A 20519-nucleotide genomic window follows, 5' to 3' on the forward strand; every position below is an offset into this window, starting at 1 on the left:
CCGAGCCCGAACCCGAGAACCCGAACCCGAGCCCGAGAACCCGGACCCGGGTCCCTGAGAACCCGTGCCGGTCAGCGCGCGCGGGCCGCCTCGACCGCCGCGGTCACCTCGGGCTCGAGGAACGGCGCCATCGACCGCGCGTACGTCTGCGTGACGTGCTGCACCTGCCGGTAGACGACGACGCCGCCGATGACGGCCGGGCAGGTGCCGTCCGCGCAGAACATCGCGGTCGAGTCGATGAGCGTGACCCCGGGTGTCGTGCGGGCGGCCTGGGCCACCGGGTCGTCGAGCAGGGCGTCGGCCTCGCTGACGTCGCACGCCGACCCGTCACCGTGCTGCTCGACGCAGCTCGGCACGTCCGACACCCCACCGATGCCCGGGTCGGGGTTGTCCCGCAGTGCGACGACGCTCGACCCGGCCTGCTGCAGCCGCACCCAGGTCGTCGCGTAGGCGGCCGCGGCGTCGTCGCGGATCGCCGGGGTGAGCTCGTCGGCGTGCCGGACGAGGCCGTGCGGCCACGGCGTGCGGGACAAGGCCGCGACGAAGACGACGTCGTAGCGCTCCTGCTTGAGCCGATCGAGGGTGTCGGCCTTCCAGGTGTCGCACGACGCGGTGATGAGCGCTCGGGTCATCGGGCAGCCGGAGTGCAGGTAGGTCGTCAGGCTCCAGTGCTTCGCCTTCGCGATCAGCTCGAGCGCGGGCACGTAGTTGGCCGCGTGCGAGTCGCCGACGATCGCGACCCGGACGGTGCCGTCGGGGTCGCCGACCTCGCACGCCTTGACGGTGGTGTCGTCGCCGGCGATCTGGCAGCCGCTGCCGGCGTGGTCGGCGAAGTCGTCGGTCGCCGCCTGCACCGGGCTCGGGGCGATGTCGTCCGGCGACACCTGCGGGCAGTCTGCGCCGGGTTGCATCGCTGCGGCGCCGTAGCAGGCGGGGCTGCTGAGCGTGCCGTCGGACGCCGTGGTGACCCCGGTGACGGCGCTCGCCGACTGCTCCCGCACGACGCTGCCGTACATGCCGGCCGCGGGCAGCGCCACGACGAGCATGCCGGCGATCGCCAGCACGAGGATGCCGCGGTGCCGCGGCCGTGGCGCGCGCATCCGTTCGGTCGAGAACGCGATCACCGGCTGTTCGATGAGCCGGCGCGAGGCGTGCGCGAGCGCGAGGGCGACGACGAGGACGATGCCCTTCGCCCAGAGCGGCGTCGCCTCGCCCGCGGTCAACCCGATCACGAACGGCATGACGATGAGCAGCGGCCAGTGCCAGAGGTACAGCGAGTAGGACACGTCGCCGAGCCACTGCACGCTCCGCAGCCGGTACAGGAACGCCGGACCCCACCGTGGCTCGGGCATCCCGCCGGCGATGACGAGGGCGACGCCGGTGATCGGGACGATCGCCGTCCAGCTCGGGAACGGCGTCGACGCGTCGAACCGGAGCGCGGTGGTCAGCATCAGCGCGAGGCCGGCCCAGCTCATCGTCGCCGCGAGCGGCGGGGGGATGCGCACGCGCTGCAGGCCGAGCCAGAGCAGCCCGCCGGCGGCGAACTCCCACGCGCGGGTCGTGGTGAGGAAGTAGGACGCCGGCGAGTGCGCGGTCTCCCAGATCGACGACGCCAGCGACAGCACGAAGACCGCACCGAGGGCGATGGCGATCGCCGGTGCGAGGGACACGCCGCTCCGGCGGCGGCGCCGGTAGCGCAGGAACGCGCAGAGCCAGAGGACGAGGGGCCAGACGGCGTAGAACTGCTCCTCCGTCGACAGCGACCAGAAGTGCTGGACGATGCTCGAGTCCGATGCGAGCGCCGAGTAGTCCACGGAGTTGCCGGCGAGGGCCCAGTTCTCGACGTAGAGCGCGCTCGCGATGATCTGCTCGGTGAAGTCCTTCCAGAGCGTCCGGGGCACGAACACCGCCGTCAGGATCACCGTGACGAACAGCGTGGCCATCGACGCCGGCAGCAGCCGCCAGGCGCGTCGGGCGTAGAAGACCCGGAAGCTGAAGCGGCCGGTGGCGAGCGGCTTCGCGATGTGGGCCGTGATGAGGAACCCCGAGATGACGAAGAAGACGTCGACGCCGACGTAGCCGCCGGGCAGCACCTGGGGGAACAGGTGGTACAGCACCACGGCGGCGATGGCCACGGCACGGACGGCCTGGATCTCGAGTCGCAGGCTCCGGGTGGACGCCGCGGCACCCCGATGGCTCGTGACCCGTCGTGAACGGTGGCGGGCGTCGGGTGCATGGCGCGCTGCGCGCGGCGGCGCGACGGTCACGAGACCCCCCTTGCTTCACGGTCCGCGGTCGGGCCCGCGCCCTGTGAACCTACCGCTCGGGACGGTGCCGACACGAATCCGGGAGGCGCGGGGCGGCGCCGCCACGCGCCTCCAGACCGACCTGCTGGACGGTGCGCGGCGGGGCCGCCCCCGCGGGTCACGCCGACGGGACGGCGACCGTCCGACCGGACCGCTCCGACTCCTGTGCCGCGAGCACGATCGACAGCGTGCGGAGCCCGACGGCGACGTCCGGCTGGGGCTGCACGCCGGACCGCACCGCGTCGAGGAACACGCGGAGCATCGCCACGTCCGGGTCGGCGCCGTACCGCAGCTCGATCGGTCGCCCGTGCGCCGCGTCGAGCCCCCGTGCCGCAGCGCCGAAGAAGTCCACCGACACGGTGCCGCCCGTGCCCGCGACGTCGAGGGTCAGCCCGCCCCACACCGGCGATGTGTCCGGTCGGCTCCACGAGCAGTCGATCGCGGCGACCATCCCGGAGTCGTACGTCACGGTCACGAGCCCGGCGGTCTCCGCGCGGGCCCGGTCGGCGTGCAGGACCCGGTTCGCCACCGCGGTGACGGACACCGGGGCGGCACCGGTCAGGCCCTCGAGCAGGTCGGCGATGTGCACGACGTGGTCGACGAGTGCGCCGCCACCGCTCATCGCCGGGTCGGTGAACCAGTCGCGGGTGCGCGGGAGCATGCCGGTGTTCGCACCCCGCACCGAGAAGACGGTGCCGAGGGCTCCCGAGTCGTGGGTGGCGCGCAACCGGTCGAACGCCGAGGTGAACCGCACCGGGAACGCCATCATCAGCAGGACGCCGGCGCGCTCGACGGCGTCGCGCATCGCCAGCCCGTCCTGCCACGTGGTCGCGAGCGGCTTCTCGCAGAGCACGTGCGCGCCGGCCGCGGCGGCGAGCTCGACGAGTTCCCGGTGCCGGGCGTTCTCGCTCGTGACGACCACGGCGTCCGGCGCCCACGCGAGCAGCTCGTCGTACGAGTCCGCGTACCCGACGCCGAGGGCGGCGGCGAGGTCGGCGCCCCGCAGTTCGCCGACGGTCGTGCCGGTGGAGACGCCGTCCGGATCGGCGCCGCGCACCTCGACGTCGGGCATCGCGGCGAGCGCGGCCAGGTACCCGATCGCGTGCGTGTGGGCGAAGGACAGCACGCCGACCCGGAGCGTCACAGGGCCACCTCCACGGGCTGCCCGGACTCGATCGACTCGAGGGCGGCGGTGGCGACCCGGACCGCGACGGCGCCGTCCTGCGCGGTGACGCGGGGGAGCGGGCCGCCGTCGAACGCGGCGAGGAAGTCCGCGAGCTCGAGGGCGTACGGGTCCTCCGCCGGGTCGACCGCGGGCAGGAACCCGTCCACCGCGGTCGGTGCGGCGAGGTCGCTGCGGGTGGACTCCTCGGCGAGGGACGAGTGCGACAGGCTGCCGAGCGTCCCGGTCACCGAGTACTCGGTGGTGAAGGCGAGGTGCTGCGGTCCCCAGAGCCCGGCGACGTGGCTGATCGCACCGGACGCGTGGGTGAGGAGCACGTGCGCGGCCTCGACCGGGTGCTCGTCGTCCCCGGTGCGCACGGACACGGCGGACACGCGGACGACCTCCCCGGCGACCCAGCGCGCGGCGTCCAGGTCGTGGATCATCTGGTCCATCACGATACCGCCGGACTGCGCGCGGTCGCCGAACCAGGCGACGCGGGTCGGGAACGCTCCCGATCGCGAGAACCGGAGGACGGCGAGCTCGCCCAGCACGCCCGAGGCGGCGGCCTCGTGCAGTCGTGCGTACGCGGGGAACCACCGGACGACGTGCGCCGGGTAGAGCTGCAGCCCGGCGTCGGCGGCGCGGGCGACGAGGTCGTCGGCGTCCGCGACGGTGCGGGCGAGGGGCTTCTCCGACACGACGTGCTTGCCGGCGGCGAGCGCTGCCCGGACCACCGCCGCGTGCGCCGGGGTGGGGACGACCACGTCCACCACGTCGACGGCGGCGAGCAGTTCGTCGAGGGAGTCGGCGACCGTGACCGTGCTGCCGACCGATGCCGCCTCGTCGGCGAAGGCGTCGGCGAGGGCGAGCGCGCCCTCCTGCGAGTGCACCACGACGTCGCCGAGGCGGAGCAGCCCGGGGACGTGGGCGACGGCGATGCCGCCCGCTCCGACGAGACCGATCCGCCTGCGTGGGCGGGGTGTCGACTGCAGCGTCATGGGGCCAGCGTAGGAGATGGACCGTTACAACGATGGAAAGGTTTGGCAACGGGTTGCCGCACGGTTGCCATGAACGCGAGGGTCGCTCCAGGAATCCAACGGAGGGGGCCAACGAGTGACGAAGCTCGACGACCGCGCGACGAACCGCACGCGGACCGCTGCACACCACGATCCAGGGGCCGCGCCGCCGCCCGATCCGGGCCTGCGTCGCCGGACCCGGTGGCAGCGGATCCGGCGCGACAAGGTGCTGCTGTTCATGGGGCTGCCGGGGCTGGCGCTGCTGCTGGCGTTCCAGTACCTGCCGCTCCTCGGGAACCTCATCGCGTTCCAGGAGTACCTGCCGTTCGTCCCGCTCGGACGGAGCCCCTGGGTCGGCGTCGAGAACTTCTCGGTGATCTTCGACGGCAACCCCGAGTTCCTCCGCGCGCTCGGCAACACGCTGCTCATCACCCTCGTGCAGGTCGTGTTCGTGTTCCCCGCGCCGATCATCCTCGCGATCATGCTCAACTCGCTGCTGTCCGAGCGGATCAAGGGCGTCGTGCAGTCGATCCTGTACCTGCCGCACTTCCTGTCGTGGGTGATCGTCGTCGCGGTGTTCCAGCAGATCCTCGGTGGCTCCGGGCTCGTCAACAACGCGATCCGGGCCGCGGGCGGCGACGCGATCGACTTCCTCGGCAACCCGAACGGGTTCATCGCGCTGCTCACCAGCCAGGTGATCTGGAAGGACACCGGGTGGGCGACGATCCTGTTCCTCGCGGTGCTCAGCTCGATCGACGCCAGCCTGTACGAGGCGGCGAAGATGGACGGCGCCTCCCGCTGGCGGCAGCTGTGGCACGTCACCCTGCCCGGCATGCGGGGCATCATCATCCTGCTGCTCATCCTGCGGCTCGGGGACTCGCTGACCGTCGGGTTCGAGCAGATCCTCCTGCAGCAGCAGGCCGTCGGCCGTGCCGCGAGCGAGGTCCTCGACACCTACGTCTACAACAACGGCGTGCTCGGCGGGCAGTGGGGCGTCGCCGCGGCCGTCGGCCTCGTGAAGGGCGTCGTCGGCGTCCTGCTCGTCCTCGGCGCCAACAAGCTCGCGCACGTCTTCGGCGAAGCGGGCGTCTACCAGAAGGAGTCGCGATGACCGCCACGCAGACCGTGACCGTCCCCGGACGGAAGAAGCCGCGCCGCCGCCCGGTCCTCGACGCGCCACCGCTGCCCGGGCGGCTGCTCACCGGGTTCGTCCTGCTCGTGATCTGCCTCGTCGTGATCCTGCCGTTCGTCGGCATCGTGTCGACGAGCCTCGCGCCGGTCGCGCAGGTGAACGACGCCGGCGGTTTCGTGATGTGGCCGAAGGGCCTGGACTTCGGCGCGTACGAGAGCATCTTCGCGGGCGGCGTCGTCACCCGGGCGATGGTCGTCAGCATCGGGATCACCGTCGTCGGCACGCTCATCAGCCTGTTCGTGACCGCGATGCTCGCCTACGCGCTGAGCCGCCCGGGATCGTACGGGTCGGGCTTCGTGCTGAGCCTCGTCCTCGTCAGCCTGCTGTTCGCCCCCGGGCTCATCCCGAACTACCTCGTCGTGAAGCAGTTCGGTCTGCTCGACTCGTACTGGGCGCTCATCCTGCCGACGGCCCTCAGCGCGTTCAACGTCATCGTGATGCGGTCCTTCTTCATGGCGATCCCGAAGGAGCTCATCGAGTCCGCCCGCATCGACGGGGCCGGCGACTTCGCCGTGTTCTGGCGGATCGTGCTCCCGCTGTCGAAGGCCGTCCTCGCCGTGATCGGCCTGTTCTACGCGGTCGGGTACTGGAACGCGTTCTTCAACGCGCTGCTCTACATCAACGACACCGCGAAGTGGCCGCTGCAGCTCGTGCTCCGCACGTACGTGATCAACAACGCGCAGCTCGGCGGTGCCGACCTCGGCACGTCCTCCGACGCGCTGCCCCCGCAGGCCTCGATCCAGATGGCGATCCTCGTCGTCTCGATCGTGCCGATCCTCATCGTCTACCCGTTCCTGCAGCGGCACTTCGCCAAGGGTGTCCTGACCGGCGCGGTGAAGGGCTGAACCCATGCACCGCAACACGACCACCCAGGGCCTGGCGACGCCCTTCAGCCGCCGCGCGCTCATCGCGGGCGGACTCGGGGCCGCGGCCACGGGCCTCCTGGCCAGCTGCTCCACCGTGACCCGGTCGACGGACGTCAAGGCGATCAACAAGGCCGTGCGGTTGCCGGACTACGTGCCGTGGACCGGCGGACCGGAACCGGTCCTGCCGAAGACGAGCGCGCTCATGCCGAGTGCCTTCCGCAGGATCCCGGACCGCCTGGTGCCCACCCGCGGCAAACCCGGTGACGGCTCCACCGTGCACGGGAGCGTCCCGACGAACTCGCCCATCCCGCCGGCGAAGGGCAGCAACCCGTACTGGCAGGGCCTCGACGAACGGATGGGGATCGACCTCGACCTGACGATCACCCCGAACGCGGACTTCGCCAACAAGTTCGCCACCCAGGTCGCGGGCGACACCCTCGGTGACGTGTTCACCATCAACGGGTCCTTCTCGTACCTGCCGCAGTTCCTCGAGGCGAAGGCCGCCGACCTCAGCCCGTACCTGTCCGGCAGCGGGGTCCGGGACTACCCCTACCTGGCGAACCTGCCGACCGCGTCCTGGCGGGGCACGGTGTTCTCCGGCGGCATCTACGGCGTGCCGGTGCCGCGCGGGCCGCTCGCCTCGCAGGCCCTGCACCGCCGGCAGGACGTCTTCGAGCGGCTCGGGGTCGACCCGGGGTTCTCGAGCGTCGACGAGTTCGTGCAGCTGTGCCGACAGGTGTCGGACCCGCACGCCAACCGGTGGGCACTGGCGTCCGTGCCGACGAACATCCTCGCGCCGATGCTCGGGCTGCCGAACCAGTGGCAGCAGCAGGGCGGACGGCTCACCCACATGTACGAGCTCGAGGAGTACCAGGAGCTCCTCGACGTGTCCCGCCGGCTCATCGCCGAGGACCTCGTCCACCCGGACAGCATCACGGCCTACAACGGGAAGGTCTGGTTCGTGCAGGGCTCCGCCCTCATGCTGGCCGACACGTACACCGCGATCCCCGGACTGCTGCAGCAAGCGACGCCCGGGAGCGGGTTCGAGCTGACGGTCGCACCCTTCGTCGGCCCCTCCGGTGCGTCCGCGAAGCCGTGGCTCGGTGACCCGAACAACACGATCGCGTCGATCGCTGCCGGGTCCGAGGAGCGCGTGCGGATGCTCCTCGAGGTCCTCAACTGGTGCGCGTCCCCGTTCGGCACTGAGGCCTGGACGTACCGCAAGTTCGGCATCGAGGGACGCGACTTCGAGTACCGCGACGGCGCCCCGGTGCTCACGAAGACCGGGAACAGCGAGACCGCCCTCGGTGAGTTCCCGTTGCAGTACTTCACCGAGTGCCCGCTGCCGCTCTACTACGCCGGAAACGCGGCGATGACGGACACCGTGCACGAGTCGCTCTCGTCGTGGCTCGACGACGGGCTGCCCAACCCGGTCTACGGCCTGTACTCGCCGACCAACTCGACGAAGGGACCGACACTCGGCACGTTCGCGACGAACGCGATCAACGACGTGCTGCTCGGCCGCGCGAAGGTGTCGTCGTGGAAGGCGACGGTCCGCGACTGGCGTCGCCGCGGCGGCGACGCCATCCGGCGGGAGTACGAGCAGGCGCTCGAGGCGCGCGGCGACTGAGCGTCGGGTCCGCGGACTGGAGGCGCGGTGCGGGCTGGCACCGCGCCCCCAGTCCGTCAGCACGCGCGGTCCCGACCCACAAGCTGGCGGCGTCGCGTTCGGCGAGCGGCGGTTCCTCGCGCCTTCTGACCGTTCCGGTTCGATCAACCCGGCATTCGCGAACCGGAACGGTCGAAGGACCGAGGGGCGCGCGTACTGACGGCGTGTGCCCCGGCAGGAAGCCGGCGGCCGGCGGCGCCGTTCACGCCTGGCCGGCCACCCCGACCAGGTTGCCGGCAGGATCGCGGAAGTGGCCGACGGTGACCCCGCCGCCCTCGTTCCGCTGCGGCGGCAGCACGACCCTGCCACCGAGCTCCTCGGCCTGCTGCAGCGTCGCCGCGACGTCGTCGACGCCGACGTAGAAGACCGCGTGCGCCGCGAACCCCGGACCGCCGCCGATGCCGCCGGCCACCGGGCCCGCGCCGTCGACGGGGTCGATGAACGAGTACGAGGACGGTGCCGAGATCGCGTCGGCGACCGGTGCTCCGGCAGGGGAGTCCCAGCCGAACAGCGCGGCGTAGAAGGCGCGTAGCCGTTCCGGCTCGGGGCCGATGAGCTCGACGTGCACGACGGCGTTCACCATGACGTCGTTCTACTCCGGTCCAGCGCGGTCGGGAGGGTCAGATCCGTTTCCGCCGCTGTCGGATCCGGACGGCCCAGGCCGGGTTCTGCGGTCCGGATCCGACATCAGCCTGCAGGAACGTCCCGCCCGGCGGAGCGGACCACATCGGCGCCCACGCGCCGTGCCGTCGCTTCCGGGCCGTCGGGCGGACGCGACGGACGGTCAGCGCAGCCACGACGGGTCGGCGAACAGCTCCTCGAGCTCGGTGAGCAGCCGCGACGCGTGGAAGCCGTCCGCCGCCGCGTGGTTGACCTGCAGGGCCAGCGGCATCACGGTCCGTTTGCCCACGATCCGGTAGCGGCCGAGGGTGATGATCGGCATGAGGTGGTCGTAGCCGTCGCGGACGTGCAGGGCGAATCCGGTGAACGACGTCCGGGGGAAGGTCGAGACGTCGAACACGTTCCGCGGTCGGTCGTCTTGCGGGAACATCCGGACGTCGTCGCGGTACCGCTCGATCATGTCGACGGCGGCGTCGTGGAACACACGGAAGTCGTCGTCGTACGGCACGACCAGCGCCGAGAAGGTCTCGGTCTCGGGGTGGAACACCGTGAACATCGGGTGCACCACGTCCCAGACACCCGGGGAGCCGTCGTCCAGGAGCTGCATCCGGAACTCCTCGTGGCGGTTCACCACGGTCGCGATCGCCCAGATCTGGGACGCGTAGGTCCGGACGTCGCTCGCGCGGACGGCCGCGACGAAGGCGGTCACGTCCACGTCGACGGTCACCTCGTACGAGCACTGCACGCGCTGCCGGTAGTGCTCGAAGTGCTCGCGCCGGGGCCACTGCGTCACGTCGATCGGTCGGGGTTCCATCACGGCACCAGTTTCGTCGCCAGGGCCGCGTCGAACGCGGCTCGGTCGCCGTCGATCGTCAGCGCGACCGCGTCGAGCTCCCGACGACCCCAGAGGACGAGCAGGAGGTCCTCGGCACGGCCGGTCACCCGCACCGCGGGGGCTCCGCCGGCCGTCCCGGCGAGCGTGCCCGTGCCGGCCGCGTCCGAGAACGCGATCACGACCGTCGCCGCGAGCGGCTCGACGCGGCCGAGCCGGACCTGACGCGGGTACAGGTCCTCGAGCACCTCGCGGACGCCGTCCGCGGCGGTGTCGGCCTGGAGGCGCGGCGCGGCCCCGACGGCGTTCCGCGCGTCCCACAGGTGGATCACCGTTTCGTGCGCCTGCCGCCGTGCCCAGGTCGCCGCACTGTCCGGCGGGTAGATTGCCGGGCAGGCATCGTCCGGCCCGCGCTCGCGGAGTGCGGCGACGAGGGCGTCCGCTCCGGCGGTGAAGCGAGTGGCGAGGTCCGTCTCGTCCGCCACGGCAGGCGGCTCGGCGCCGGTGAGCTGCCCGAGGACCCACCGGTGGATGTCGGCGACGTGTCCGCCCAGGTCGGTCATCGTCCATCCGGGGCAGCTCGGGATCGCGGTCCGGGGGTCGGACGACCGGAGGACCTCGGCGAGTCCGGCCGAAGCGGACTCGAGCGTGGCGGTGTCGGCGTCGTACGTGGCCATTGCTCCAGAGTGGTCGGGGTGGCGCTCCCTAGGGTGGAGCCATGCCGACGCTCGAACGAGTCCCCGCCCTGGTCGCCACCGGATTCCTCGCGATCCCCGTCGCCGAAGCCCTCGTCGCCCTGCCGAGCGAACTGCTGACGCGCATCGAGGGAGCGCCGATCGACCCGGACCTCGCCGACACCGCAGCCTTCTCGGACGCCTACGGGTTCCCGCTGGAGGGCGGTGCGAACTGCATCGTCGTCGTGGGGAAGCGCGGCGACGAGGTCCGGTACGCGGCCTGCGTGGTGCTCGCGTCCACGAGGCTCGACGTGAACCGTGTCGTGAAGCAGCTCCTCGACGTGCGGAAGGCGAGCTTCGCCCCGATGGACGAGGCCGTCGAGCTGACCGGGATGGAGTACGGCGGCATCACCCCGATCGGCCTGCCCGCGTCGTGGCCGGTGTACGTCGACGAGCGCGTGCTGAGCGCCCCCGACGTCGTGATCGGCGCTGGTCGACGCGGCGCGAAGCTGTTCCTGCCCGGTGCCGTCCTGGGCGCGCTGCCCAACGTGACCGTGGTCGGCGGCCTTGCGACCGAGCCGGTCAGCTGAGGACACCCCGCGCTGCCAGCGCCGACCGGAGGCCGTCGACCCCGGTGTAGTGGTGCACCGTCATCCCGAGCGTGACCGCACCCGCGAGCTTCCGCTCGGAGTCGTCGGTGAAGAACGCCTCCGGCCCGTCGACCCCGAGGGCTTCGAGCACGTGCTGGAACGCGCGGACGTCGGGCTTCGTGACGCCGATCTCGTGCGAGCTGAACACGGCGTCGACGCGCTCCGGCAACCCGAACGACGCGACCTCGGCCGGGACGCCGTCGGTCCCATTCGTCAGCACGGCGGTGGTGTGACCGGCGGCGCGGAGGTCGTCGAGGAGCGCGAGGACGTCGGGGTCGGGCGTGAACGGCTGCCGTCCCCACGCCTCGGCCGCAGTCGGGCTGCCGACGTGCTCGCCGATCGCCCTGACCCAGTCCGCACGGCTGATCCGACCCGTCGTGACGTCGTCGATGACCGGCGAGGCGAAGGCGAACGACTCGATCGACCCCACCGGGAGGGCGTGGTCACGTTCGATGCGGGCGACGTGCTCCGGGTCGAAGTGCCGGATCACTCCGTCCAGGTCGAACACGACCGCACGGATCGCGGCAGCGGTCGGCTCAGGGGTCCGCACCTCAGTCGGTCGGACGGATGAGGCAGAACGGGTGGCCCGCTGGGTCGAGGTAGACGCGGAACGTGTCGGTCCCCGATCCGGTCGCGGTCGCGCCGATCGCGAGCACCGCGGTCTCGCCCGCGTCGAGGTCGTCGACCTTCACGTCGAGGTGGCTCTGCTGCGGGACGTCCCGCCCCGGCCACTCGGGCTTCCGGTAGTCCGCCACCTGCTGGAACGCCAGGATCGGACGGTGGTCGGTGAAGGGGAGCGCGACCTCGGCCCAGTCCTCGTCGAAACCGACGATCTCCCCGCCGAGCAGTTCGGCGTAGAAGCGGGCGAGGACGCGTGGGTCCGGGCAGTCCAGGACGACGACGTCGAGTGTGCCGATCATGGCCGACACAGTAGCCCGATCAGCGCGCGGCCGTCAGGGCCTTCGTGATGCGCTGCAGCGACACCGTCTCGGCCGTGCCGAGCTCCTGCGCGAAGAGGCTGAGGCGGAACTCCTCGAGCATCCACCGGGCGTGCACGAGCTCCGGGTGTGCGCCCACCGCAGGCGGGAAGGTGCCCCCGGCGTCGACGTAGCGGTCGGTCGCGACGGTGACCTCGCGCATCCAGGTTGCGTCCCGCCCGGGGTTCTGCAGCAGCTTCTGCACGCGGGCGTCGACGCCCTGCAGGTACACGCGGATTCGCCGGAGGCGGTCGAGCCCGGCCACCGAGACGAACCCGGGGAACACGAGCCGTTCCATCTGCTGGCGCATGTCGGTCAGTGCCGGCAGGAGGGACATCGAGTTCGCCTGCTTGAGGGACCGCTCGGCGGCCCGGTGGGCGGCGAGGACCGCGGCGACCTCGGACACCGCGGTGAACATCGTGTCCACGACGGTCGATGACACGGTGTCGCGCACGGCCTCGAACGCCGCCTTCGTGAATACGAGTCCGTCCGGGTGCTGGCGGCGGATGCCCGCGTCGACGACCGCGGCGAGCACGTCGTCGAACAGCGCGGCCGTCGACGGGTAGGGGCTGGCGGCGAGCGCGAGCTTCTCCTGCGCGGTCAGGTGCGACTGGATGTAGGAGACGGGCGACGGCACGGCGTGCATGACGAGGCGACGGACACCGGCGGGCATCCGGACGGCGCGGTCGGACGGTGTGGCGAGCAGCTGCACGCCGACGGTCGCCTTCGGCCCCTCGCCCTCCTCGACCAGCGCGGGGTAGGCGCGGATCACACCGCCGGCCTGCTTGGTGTCGAGGACCTGCGGCAGGTCGTCGGACGGCCACGCGGTCAGGCCGGACCGTTCCACCTGCTGACCGCCACCGGCGGACGCGACGCGCGCCGCGCCTCCAGGTCGGTTCGCAGCCCGAACCGTGGCGGAGGCGACGCTCTGCTGCGTGCGGTCCTTGAGCTTGGTCTGCAGGACCGACAGGTCCTTGCCTGCTTCGACCCGGCGACCGCGCTCGTCGACGACCGCCCAGGTCGGCAGCAGGTGTGCGGGCACGCGGGACAGGTCGAAGTCGGACTCGGAGACGGGCACGTAGGTCATCCGCTGGATGGCCTTCGCGAGGGTCGCGCGGAACGACTCGGTCGGCTCGGTCGGGGCGTCGTCCGGCAGCTCGGCGACGATCTTCTCGGCCCAGTCCGCCGCGGGCACGACGTTCTTCCGGATCTGCTTCGGCAGCGACTTGATGAGGGCGGTGACGAGTTCCTTCCGGAGTCCGCGCACCTGCCAGTCGAAGCCCTCCTCGCGCATCCGGGGCAGCAGCGCGAGCGGGACCTGGACGCTGACGCCGTCGTCCTGCGCGCCGGGTTCGAAGCGGTACTTGATCGCGAGCCGTTGATCGCCGCTCCGCCACTGCGTCGGGTACTCGTCGTCGTCCTCGGCGGCTTCGGCGGCCGACTCGTCGAGCAGGTCCGACCGGCGCATCGTGAGCAGGTCCGGTTGCTCACGGCGGGTCGTCCGCCACCAGCCCTCGAAGTCGCGCATCGTCGCCACGTCGGCGGGGACACGGGCGTCGTAGAACTCGTAGACCTTCTCGTCGTCGAGCAGGATGTCGCGGCGGCGGGTGCGCTCCTCGAGCTGCTCGAGTTCCTTCCGGAGTCGACGGTTCGCGCGGTCGAACGCCTGCTGCGACTCCCACTCGCCCTCGACGAGGGCATGCCGGATGAAGAGCTCGCGGGAGTGCACCGGGTCGATCCGGGCGTACTGCACACGGCGGCGCTGCACGATCGGGACACCGAACAGGGTGACGCGCTCGTAGGCGACGACGGCGCCCTGCTTCTTCTCCCAGTGCGGCTCGCCGTAGGTGCGCTTGAGCAGGTCGCCGGCGAGGGGCTCCACCCACGTCGGGTCGATCCGGCCGACGGTGCGGGCGAACAGCCGGCTCGTCTCGACCAGTTCGGCGGCCATCACCGCGTCGGGCTGCTTCTTCGCCAGCACGCTGCCCGGGAAGACCACGAAGCGGGTGTTCCGCGAGCCGAGGTAGTCGCGCTTCTCGCGGTCGCGCAGCCCGATCTGGCTGAGGAGCCCGGCGAGGAGCGAGCGGTGCACGGCGTCGCCGTCCTCGCTGCGGGACTGCCCGACCCGGACGTCGACCTGCTTGGCGGCACGGGACAGCTGGCGGTACAGGTCCTGCCACTCGCGGATGCGGAGGTAGTTGAGGAACTCGGCCTTGCAGAGCCGCCGGAACGCGCTCGACGACAGCTCTTCCTGCTTGTCCTCGATGTGGTTCCAGAGGTTGAGCAGGGTGAGGAAGTCGCTCGTCGGATCGGCGAAGCGCGCGTGCAGCTGGTCGGCCTGGGCACGCTTCTCGAGCGGTCGTTCGCGGGGGTCCTGAATGCTCAGGGCGCTGACGATCGCGATGACCTCGCGCCCGACGCCCTGCCGCCCGGCCTCGAGCACCATCCGGCCGAGCCGCGGGTCGATCGGTAGGCGCGTGAGCTGCCTGCCGGTCTTCGTGATCTGGCCGCCCTTGTCCACTGCGCGGAGTTCGCGGAGCAGGTCGAGGCCGTCCTTCACACCGCGGGAATCCGGTGGCTGCAGGAACGGGAACGACTCGATGTCGCCGAACCCGAGCGAGATCATCTGCAGGATCACGGCGGCGAGGTTGGTGCGGAGGATCTCGGGGTCGGTGAACTCCGGACGGCGGTCGAAGTCCGCTTCCGAGTACAGGCGGATCGCGATGCCCGCGCTCGTTCGGCCCGCGCGACCGGAGCGCTGGTTCGCACTCGCCTGCGAGACCGCCTCGATGGGCAGCCGCTGCACCTTCGCCCGCGGCGAGTACCGCGAGATGCGGGCGGTCCCGACGTCGATCACGTACTTGATCCCGGGGACGGTCAGGGAGGTCTCGGCGACGTTCGTGGCGAGCACGACACGGCGGCGGATGCCGGGGGTGTGCCGACGCTCGAACACTCGGTGCTGGTCGGCGGCGGACAGCCGGCCGTACAGGGGCAGGACCTCGGTCCCCGCGTAGTGCTTGCCCTCGATGGCGTCCTGCGCGTCGCGGATCTCGTTCTCGCCGGACAGGAACACGAGCACGTCGCCCGGGTCCTCACGGGCGAGCTCGTCGAGGGCGTCCGTGATCCCCTGCATGGTGTCGCGGTCGTCGGCGTTGCTGCCGCTGTCCCCGGTGCGCGAGTCGGACTCGTCGTCGGCGTCGCCCTCGTCGCCGGCGTCCTCGGCCACGAGCGGCCGGTACCGGATCTCCACCGGGTAGGTGCGGCCGGAGACCTCGATGATCGGGGCGTCGCCGAAGTGCTTCGAGAACGACTCCGGGTCGATCGTCGCACTCGTGATGATCAGCTTGAGGTCGGGTCGACGGGCCAGCAGCCGCTTGAGGTACCCGAGCAGGAAGTCGATCGTGAGGGACCGCTCGTGCGCCTCGTCGATGATGATCGTGTCGTAGCGCTTCAGGTCGCGGTCGAAGTGGATCTCGTTGAGCAGGATGCCGTCGGTCATCACCTTGATGCGGGTGTCCGAGCTGACGCGGTCGGTGAAGCGGACCTGGTAGCCGACAAGGCCGCCGAGCTCGCCGCCGAGTTCCTCGGACACGCGCTCGGCGATCGTGCGCGCGGCGATGCGGCGCGGCTGCGTGTGTCCGATGCTCGTCCGCCCGAGTTCGAGCGCGATCTTCGGCAGCTGGGTCGTCTTGCCGGAGCCCGTCGCACCGGCGACGATGACGACCTGGTTGTCACGGATGGCGGCCGCGATGTCGTCCCGCCGCTGCGAGACCGGCAGTTCGGGCGGGTACGTGATGACGGGCGTGGTCGACATGAGCATTCCAGCTTACAGCCGCGAGGGGCGCTGCTCAGCCGCGATCGGCAGCGTCGCCGAGCTGTGCAGCGAGTTCGTCACTGGTTCGGGCCGGGAGCGCGCAGACCCGGTCGTGGCAGACGTAGCCCGCGGGGTCCGCGGAGTCTCTTGCCTCGAACAGCTCGAAGCCCGCCGCGGCCCACGCGGACGCCTGCGCCGGCGTGACCAGGGCGACGACCGTACCCGGCCGACGAGCGGCCCGTGCCGCCGTCCGGAGCGGGTCCGACCGGTCGGACGCCACGACGACGACCTCGCGCGACGGTCGCTGCAGTGCGAGGGCCACCCCGAGGGCATCAGCGTGCCCGAGCGGCCGCTCCGTGCCGGTCTCCGCGCGGTCCGCGACGAGCCGGGCGGCAGCGGTCCGGTACGACGCGTCGCCCGTGAGTGCGGCGAGGGTCGCCGCGGCCGACGCCAGCGCGACCGTCCCCGAGCGGAGCGCGGTCTGCGGCTGCTCGCCGGTGGCCGTGCCGGCGGCTGCGAGCACCGGGTCGACGTCGAACCGCTCGGCCAGGCCGTCGTCGACCAGGGAGCGTGCGACCTCGGCGGTGCGCACGTCGCCCGTCACGAGGGCCAGCTCGAGCAGCCCCTCGGCGAGGAGCCCGACGTCCTCGATGGTGGGCGGCGCGGCGGACGCTCCGCGCGGTGTGCTCGACCGCACCGTCACGTGCCCGTCCTCGACGTGGGTGGCGAGCAGTGCATCCGCTGCGCCGCGTGCGAGTGCGATCATCTCGTCGTCTCCGTGCCGTGCGCCGGCGACGGCGAGTCCGCGGATCGCCAGGCCGTTCCAGCCGGTCAGGACCTGGTCGTCGAGCGGCGGCGGGTCGAGGCGCGCGCGCTCGTCGAGCGGCAGCCGGTACCACTCGCCCTCGACGCGGCGGCCGTCGATCGTCGACTCGCTGTCCTGTGCGGCGACGAACGCGCCGTCCGGGCGGCGGAGCGTGTCGCGCAGGAAGTCCGCGATGCCCCGTGCCTGCTCGGGGCCGGCGACGGCGATGAGTCCGGCGTTGTCGTAGAGCATGCGCTCGTAGTGCGGCACGGTCCAGTCGCGCCGGGTCGCGTACCGGAAGACGCCGCCGTCGGCGTCGGTCAGCTCGGAGCTCCGGATCGCGTGCAGGGACCGGTCGAGCAGCCCTGCCGCGGCGTCGGCGCGGCCGTCGCCGTCCGCGGCCACGTCGGCGAGGAACTCCAGCAGCGGCGCGCTCGGGAACTTGGGTGCGCCGCCGAAGCCAGCGAACGTGGTGTCCTCGGCCTCGGACAGCTGGTCGGTGACGGCCCGGATGCGGTCGACGGCCGGGAGGCGCGGCTCGGCCCCGGCGCCCGCCGCCGCCGAGCGGGCGGTCGCGTCCGCCTCGGCACCCTGCCGGATCGCCGTCGCGATGGCGCTCGCGTTCGCGTCGACCTCGTGCCGACGTGCCGTCCAGGCGTCGAGCACGGCGCCGGTGATCTGTCGGAACGACGGCACCTGCCGGACCGGCGACGGCGGGAAGTACGTCCCCGCGAAGAACACGTGTCCGTCCGGGGTCAGGAACGCCGTCAGGGGCCACCCCAGCTGCTGCGTGAAGGCACTCGCCGCGGCCATCAGGCTGGCGTCGACGTCGGGGCGTTCCTCGCGGTCGACCTTCACGGCGACGAAGTCCTGCCGCAGCAGCGCGCCGACCTCGGGGTCGGAGAAGCTCTCGCGCGCCATCACGTGGCACCAGTGGCACGTCGCGTACCCGACCGACACCAGGACGGGCACGTCGCGTTCGCGTGCCTCGGCGAAGGCGTCGGGGCCCCACTCGCGCCAGTCCACCGGGTTGCCGGCGTGCTGGCGGAGGTAGGGGCTGACCGAGGTGCCGAGTCGGTTGTCGTTCATGGCTCCAGCGTGCACGGTCCGGCCTGGGCGGGGGCATCGGGAGCGAGCGCTGTGGACGGATCGGCCCCCTCCACAGGGTTCAGTCGGGAAGCCACCCCGTCAGGGACGCGAGTCGACGTGCGATGGCGGCCGGGGCGGTGGAGTCCGTGTCGATCCGGGTGACCGTGTGCGCGGTGGCCGTGTCGAGCCTCCCGGCCGTCCGCGTGCTGTGCGCGAGCTGCGCTGCCGGAACGGCACCGCCTGCCCGTCGGGCGAGCCGCTCGGCCGTCGCGTCGTCGCCGGCCCGAAGCAGCACCACGGTGACCACGGGTTCGTCGCCCATCGCGGCGGCCAGTCGCTCGTGCTCGAGGACGGACACCGTGTTCGTGTAGACGAGCCGGTGGTGTCCGAGCTCGCGGTACGCAGCCCACATCGCCGCGAGGTTGCGCTCGGCCAGGTGTGCTTCCGGGTGCTCGACGTGCGGGGCCGGGTGCGCGAGGTCGAGGAAGTCGCCCTCGATCACCGCGTGCCGGACGTCGGCGGCTGCGAGCAGGTCGTGCAGCGCCTCGGCCACGGTCGACTTCCCCACGCCGGAACGCCCCCCGATGAAGAGGACCTCGGAGCGGGGCACCGCGTCAGTCCAGACCGAGCGAGAGCAGGGCGAGGGCGGCGTCCTCGGGGCCGTAGTCGAACATCCGGTCCCAGAACGGGTCGTCCGCCCACGGGACGTCGCCGTCGGCGGGGACGGCGTGCGCGGTCTCGACGAGCCAGTCGAGCTCGGGGACGACCGCGGTCGCGAACGAGGGCGGCTGCCAGCCGAGGGCCCGCGCAGCCGACGTGTCGAGCACGAACGGTGAGGGGGACGACCACGGCGTGGTGCCGACGAAGGCGGGGGCGTCCTCGTCGAGCAGGACCTCGTCGAAGGGGTGGTCGAGGTGCCCGGCGATCGTGCGGACGATCTCGAGCACCGACGGCGCGGACTCGTCCGCGACGTTCAGGATCCGCCGGTCCGGGCTGTCCGCGAGGAGCCTGACGAGCGAACCGATGCCGCTGGCCGCGGTGGTGTGGTCGACCCCGCGACCCCGGTCGGCGAGCAGGATGCGCTCCCGGTCGTCGAGCACCCGGCGGACCACGAACCACTCGCGTGGCCGGCCGATGCCGACGCCGTACACCTTCGACGGACGGAGCACCGTGACCGGAGCGCCGTGGTCGAGGAGGACCTGCTCGGCGGCGACCTTCGCGGCACCGTAGCCGTCGCGGCTCGTGGGGTCACCGTCGGACGCGGTCACGGTGGGCTGCAGCTCGGTGACCGCACCGCCGAACACCGGCTTCTCGACGGAGTTCGCGTGCCGCCCCTGCTCGTCGACGTAGACGGCCTTCGACGACACGAACACCGTCGAGCCCACGTCGTCGAGGAACGGGCGGAGCTGCACGGCGTCGTCGCGGGTAAGCCCGACGGTGTCGACGAGCAGGTCGGCCCCGGGGCGGAGGAGCTCGCGGAGCGTGCTCGTGTCGCGGCGGTCGCCGGGGACGAAGGACGCCCCGGCAGCGGTCAAGGCGTCGGCGACCGGGCCCCCGTGACGGGCGACCACGTCGACCTGCCAGTCGTCACCGCCCCGGCCCGAGGCGTCGAGGAGTTCGCGTGCCACGGCCGAACCGATCCCGCCGGTGCCGCCGAGGACGACGGCGCGTCTGGTGCTCATGCGTGCAACGGTAGTGCGCTCGCGCGCGGTGCAACCGCCGACGGTGGCGTCATGATGCGAGGGGCTCCGGTTCGCGGCGCCACCGCCGTCGGAGCCGTCAGGACGCGAGGGGCTCCGGTTCGCGGCGCCACCAGTCGAGCAGGGAGCCGTCGTAGACGCGCACCTTCTCGTGCCCGAGGACTGTCAGCGCGAGGGCGTCGGAGCACGCGGCGCTGCCCACGCCGCAGTACGTCACGATCTCGTCAGCGTCGATCACCTCGGCGAAGGCGGCCGCGAGCGCCGACCCCCGCAGGTAGGCGTTCGTGTCCGGGTCGACGATCGTGTCGAGCGCGATCGAGGTGCTGCCCGGCACGACCGGCGGGTGATCGGTGCCGAGCGAGGACTGCGGTGCCGCCAGCACGAGGGAGGCAGGCTGCTCGCCGGTGACGGCGCGGCGCACGCGCTCGTGGTCGGCCCAGAGCGGACGCTCTTCACCGGCGAGGAAGACGTCGGTGTCGGCCCCGGGCGCCGGTGCCGCGTCCGTCGGGGTCGGGCCACCAGACGTGCGGCGCGCCGGGGTCCGGAGGGCGCCGACCCGCACCGGTCGGCCTTCGTCACGCCACTTCGTGAAGCCGCCGTCGAGGACCGCGACCGAGTCGAACCCGAACGACTTGAAGATCCACCACAGCCGTGCGGACCACTCGCCGAGGCTGTCGTCGTAGACCACGACCGTCGACGTGTTCGTCACGCCGAGGTCCCGCGCGGCGACCTCGAACTGCTCGGCACCGGGACGGGTGAACGGCACGTCGGCCTCGGGCGTGGAGAACGCTTCGACCAGGTCGGCGTAGCGGGCACCGGGCACGTGGCCGCGCTGCTCGTAGGTGGCCCGAGCGGTGTGCCACATCGTGTCGAGGCCCGTGCCCTCCGTGTGCACGGAGGCGTCGAGCACGACGAGCTCGTCAGCACCGAGGTGGTCTGCGAGCCACTGCGTCGACACGAGCGGCGAGGTCAGGACGGGGGCCATGGCGCTCAGGCTAAACGTGACCCCTGACGACTGCGAGGGAAACGGACACACGGCGCAACGCGGGCGGGTCGGTCGGGCTGGGTCGTGGGGTCTTCTTCCGGTGCCGACGCCGAACGACACCGTGGATGTCGGACGACGTCTTGGGTTCAGTCGGTGGT

Annotated in this window: 17 protein-coding genes; 4 read left to right on the plus strand and 13 right to left on the minus strand. The window is 72.1% G+C overall.

The genetic code is table 11. The annotated features are described in order from the left end of the window. Positions 1-71: 71 nt before the first annotated feature. From BIU96_RS03195 to BIU96_RS03205, 3 genes are all read right to left on the minus strand, one after another. Positions 72-2267 (minus strand): acyltransferase family protein, encoded by a 2196-nt coding sequence (locus tag BIU96_RS03195; RefSeq protein WP_083402609.1) that lies wholly within the window; start codon positions 2265-2267, stop codon positions 72-74. 157 nt (positions 2268-2424) lie between these two features. Further along, positions 2425-3450, minus strand: a complete 1026-nt coding sequence (locus BIU96_RS03200; protein WP_071291163.1) for a Gfo/Idh/MocA family protein — start codon at positions 3448-3450, stop codon at positions 2425-2427. Next, on the minus strand, positions 3447-4469 hold the full coding sequence (locus BIU96_RS03205; protein WP_071291164.1) for a Gfo/Idh/MocA family protein: 1023 nt from the start codon (positions 4467-4469) through the stop codon (positions 3447-3449). Before BIU96_RS03205 ends, BIU96_RS03200 begins: the two co-directional genes overlap by 4 nt. Before the next feature lie 115 nt (positions 4470-4584). On the opposite strand from BIU96_RS03205, the gene BIU96_RS03210 reads away from it, so the two are divergent. Genes BIU96_RS03210 through BIU96_RS03220 form a run of 3 tightly spaced genes read left to right on the plus strand, consistent with a single transcriptional unit; the run spans position 4585 to position 8175 of the window. After that, entirely contained in the window at positions 4585-5598 is a 1014-nt protein-coding gene (locus BIU96_RS03210; protein ID WP_254785924.1) for a sugar ABC transporter permease, read from the plus strand. Further along, positions 5595-6524, plus strand: coding sequence for a carbohydrate ABC transporter permease (locus BIU96_RS03215; protein ID WP_071291165.1), 930 nt, complete (start codon positions 5595-5597; stop codon positions 6522-6524). The genes BIU96_RS03210 and BIU96_RS03215 overlap by 4 nt, the downstream gene beginning before the upstream one ends. Before the next feature lie 4 nt (positions 6525-6528). After that, entirely contained in the window at positions 6529-8175 is a 1647-nt protein-coding gene (locus BIU96_RS03220) for a hypothetical protein (protein ID WP_071291166.1), read from the plus strand. A 241-nt stretch (positions 8176-8416) separates the two neighbouring features. Here the strand turns inward: BIU96_RS03220 and BIU96_RS03225 are convergent, their stop codons facing one another. From BIU96_RS03225 to BIU96_RS03235, 3 genes are all read right to left on the minus strand, one after another. Further along, a complete protein-coding gene (locus BIU96_RS03225; protein ID WP_071291167.1) occupies positions 8417-8797 on the minus strand; it encodes a VOC family protein in 381 nt (126 codons plus the stop codon). A 201-nt stretch (positions 8798-8998) separates the two neighbouring features. After that, positions 8999-9649: a CatA-like O-acetyltransferase gene (locus BIU96_RS03230; RefSeq protein ID WP_071291168.1), complete on the minus strand. Its 651-nt coding sequence runs from the start codon at positions 9647-9649 to the stop codon at positions 8999-9001. Further along, complete coding sequence (locus tag BIU96_RS03235) at positions 9649-10344, minus strand: maleylpyruvate isomerase family mycothiol-dependent enzyme (protein ID WP_071291169.1); 696 nt, start codon at positions 10342-10344, stop codon at positions 9649-9651. Before BIU96_RS03235 ends, BIU96_RS03230 begins: the two co-directional genes overlap by 1 nt. Positions 10345-10385: 41 nt before the next feature. On the opposite strand from BIU96_RS03235, the gene BIU96_RS03240 reads away from it, so the two are divergent. After that, on the plus strand, positions 10386-10931 hold the full coding sequence (locus BIU96_RS03240) for a YbaK/EbsC family protein (protein ID WP_071291170.1): 546 nt from the start codon (positions 10386-10388) through the stop codon (positions 10929-10931). Here BIU96_RS03240 and BIU96_RS03245 read toward each other — a convergent pair. From BIU96_RS03245 to BIU96_RS03275, 7 genes are all read right to left on the minus strand, one after another. Further along, positions 10924-11499, minus strand: coding sequence for an HAD family phosphatase (locus tag BIU96_RS03245; RefSeq protein WP_254785926.1), 576 nt, complete (start codon positions 11497-11499; stop codon positions 10924-10926). The genes BIU96_RS03240 and BIU96_RS03245 overlap by 8 nt on opposite strands. A 43-nt stretch (positions 11500-11542) precedes the next feature. Continuing rightward, a complete protein-coding gene (locus BIU96_RS03250; RefSeq protein ID WP_071291190.1) occupies positions 11543-11911 on the minus strand; it encodes a VOC family protein in 369 nt (122 codons plus the stop codon). A 19-nt stretch (positions 11912-11930) separates the two neighbouring features. Next, entirely contained in the window at positions 11931-15782 is a 3852-nt protein-coding gene (hrpA, locus tag BIU96_RS03255) for an ATP-dependent RNA helicase HrpA (RefSeq protein WP_071291171.1), read from the minus strand. A 34-nt stretch (positions 15783-15816) separates the two neighbouring features. Next, the gene (locus BIU96_RS03260; protein ID WP_071291172.1) at positions 15817-17676 is read right to left on the minus strand and encodes a thioredoxin domain-containing protein; all 1860 of its coding nucleotides are present in this window, start codon (positions 17674-17676) and stop codon (positions 15817-15819) included. Between the two features lie 79 nt (positions 17677-17755). Then, on the minus strand, positions 17756-18286 hold the full coding sequence (locus BIU96_RS03265; protein ID WP_071291173.1) for an adenylyl-sulfate kinase: 531 nt from the start codon (positions 18284-18286) through the stop codon (positions 17756-17758). A 4-nt stretch (positions 18287-18290) separates the two neighbouring features. Next, positions 18291-19358, minus strand: coding sequence for an NAD(P)-dependent oxidoreductase (locus BIU96_RS03270; RefSeq protein ID WP_071291174.1), 1068 nt, complete (start codon positions 19356-19358; stop codon positions 18291-18293). Between the two features lie 97 nt (positions 19359-19455). Beyond that, positions 19456-20361, minus strand: a complete 906-nt coding sequence (locus BIU96_RS03275; protein WP_071291175.1) for a sulfurtransferase — start codon at positions 20359-20361, stop codon at positions 19456-19458. Positions 20362-20519: the final 158 nt, after the last annotated feature.

Source organism: Curtobacterium sp. MCBA15_008 (assembly GCF_001865065.1).
GTDB lineage: Bacteria > Actinomycetota > Actinomycetes > Actinomycetales > Microbacteriaceae > Curtobacterium.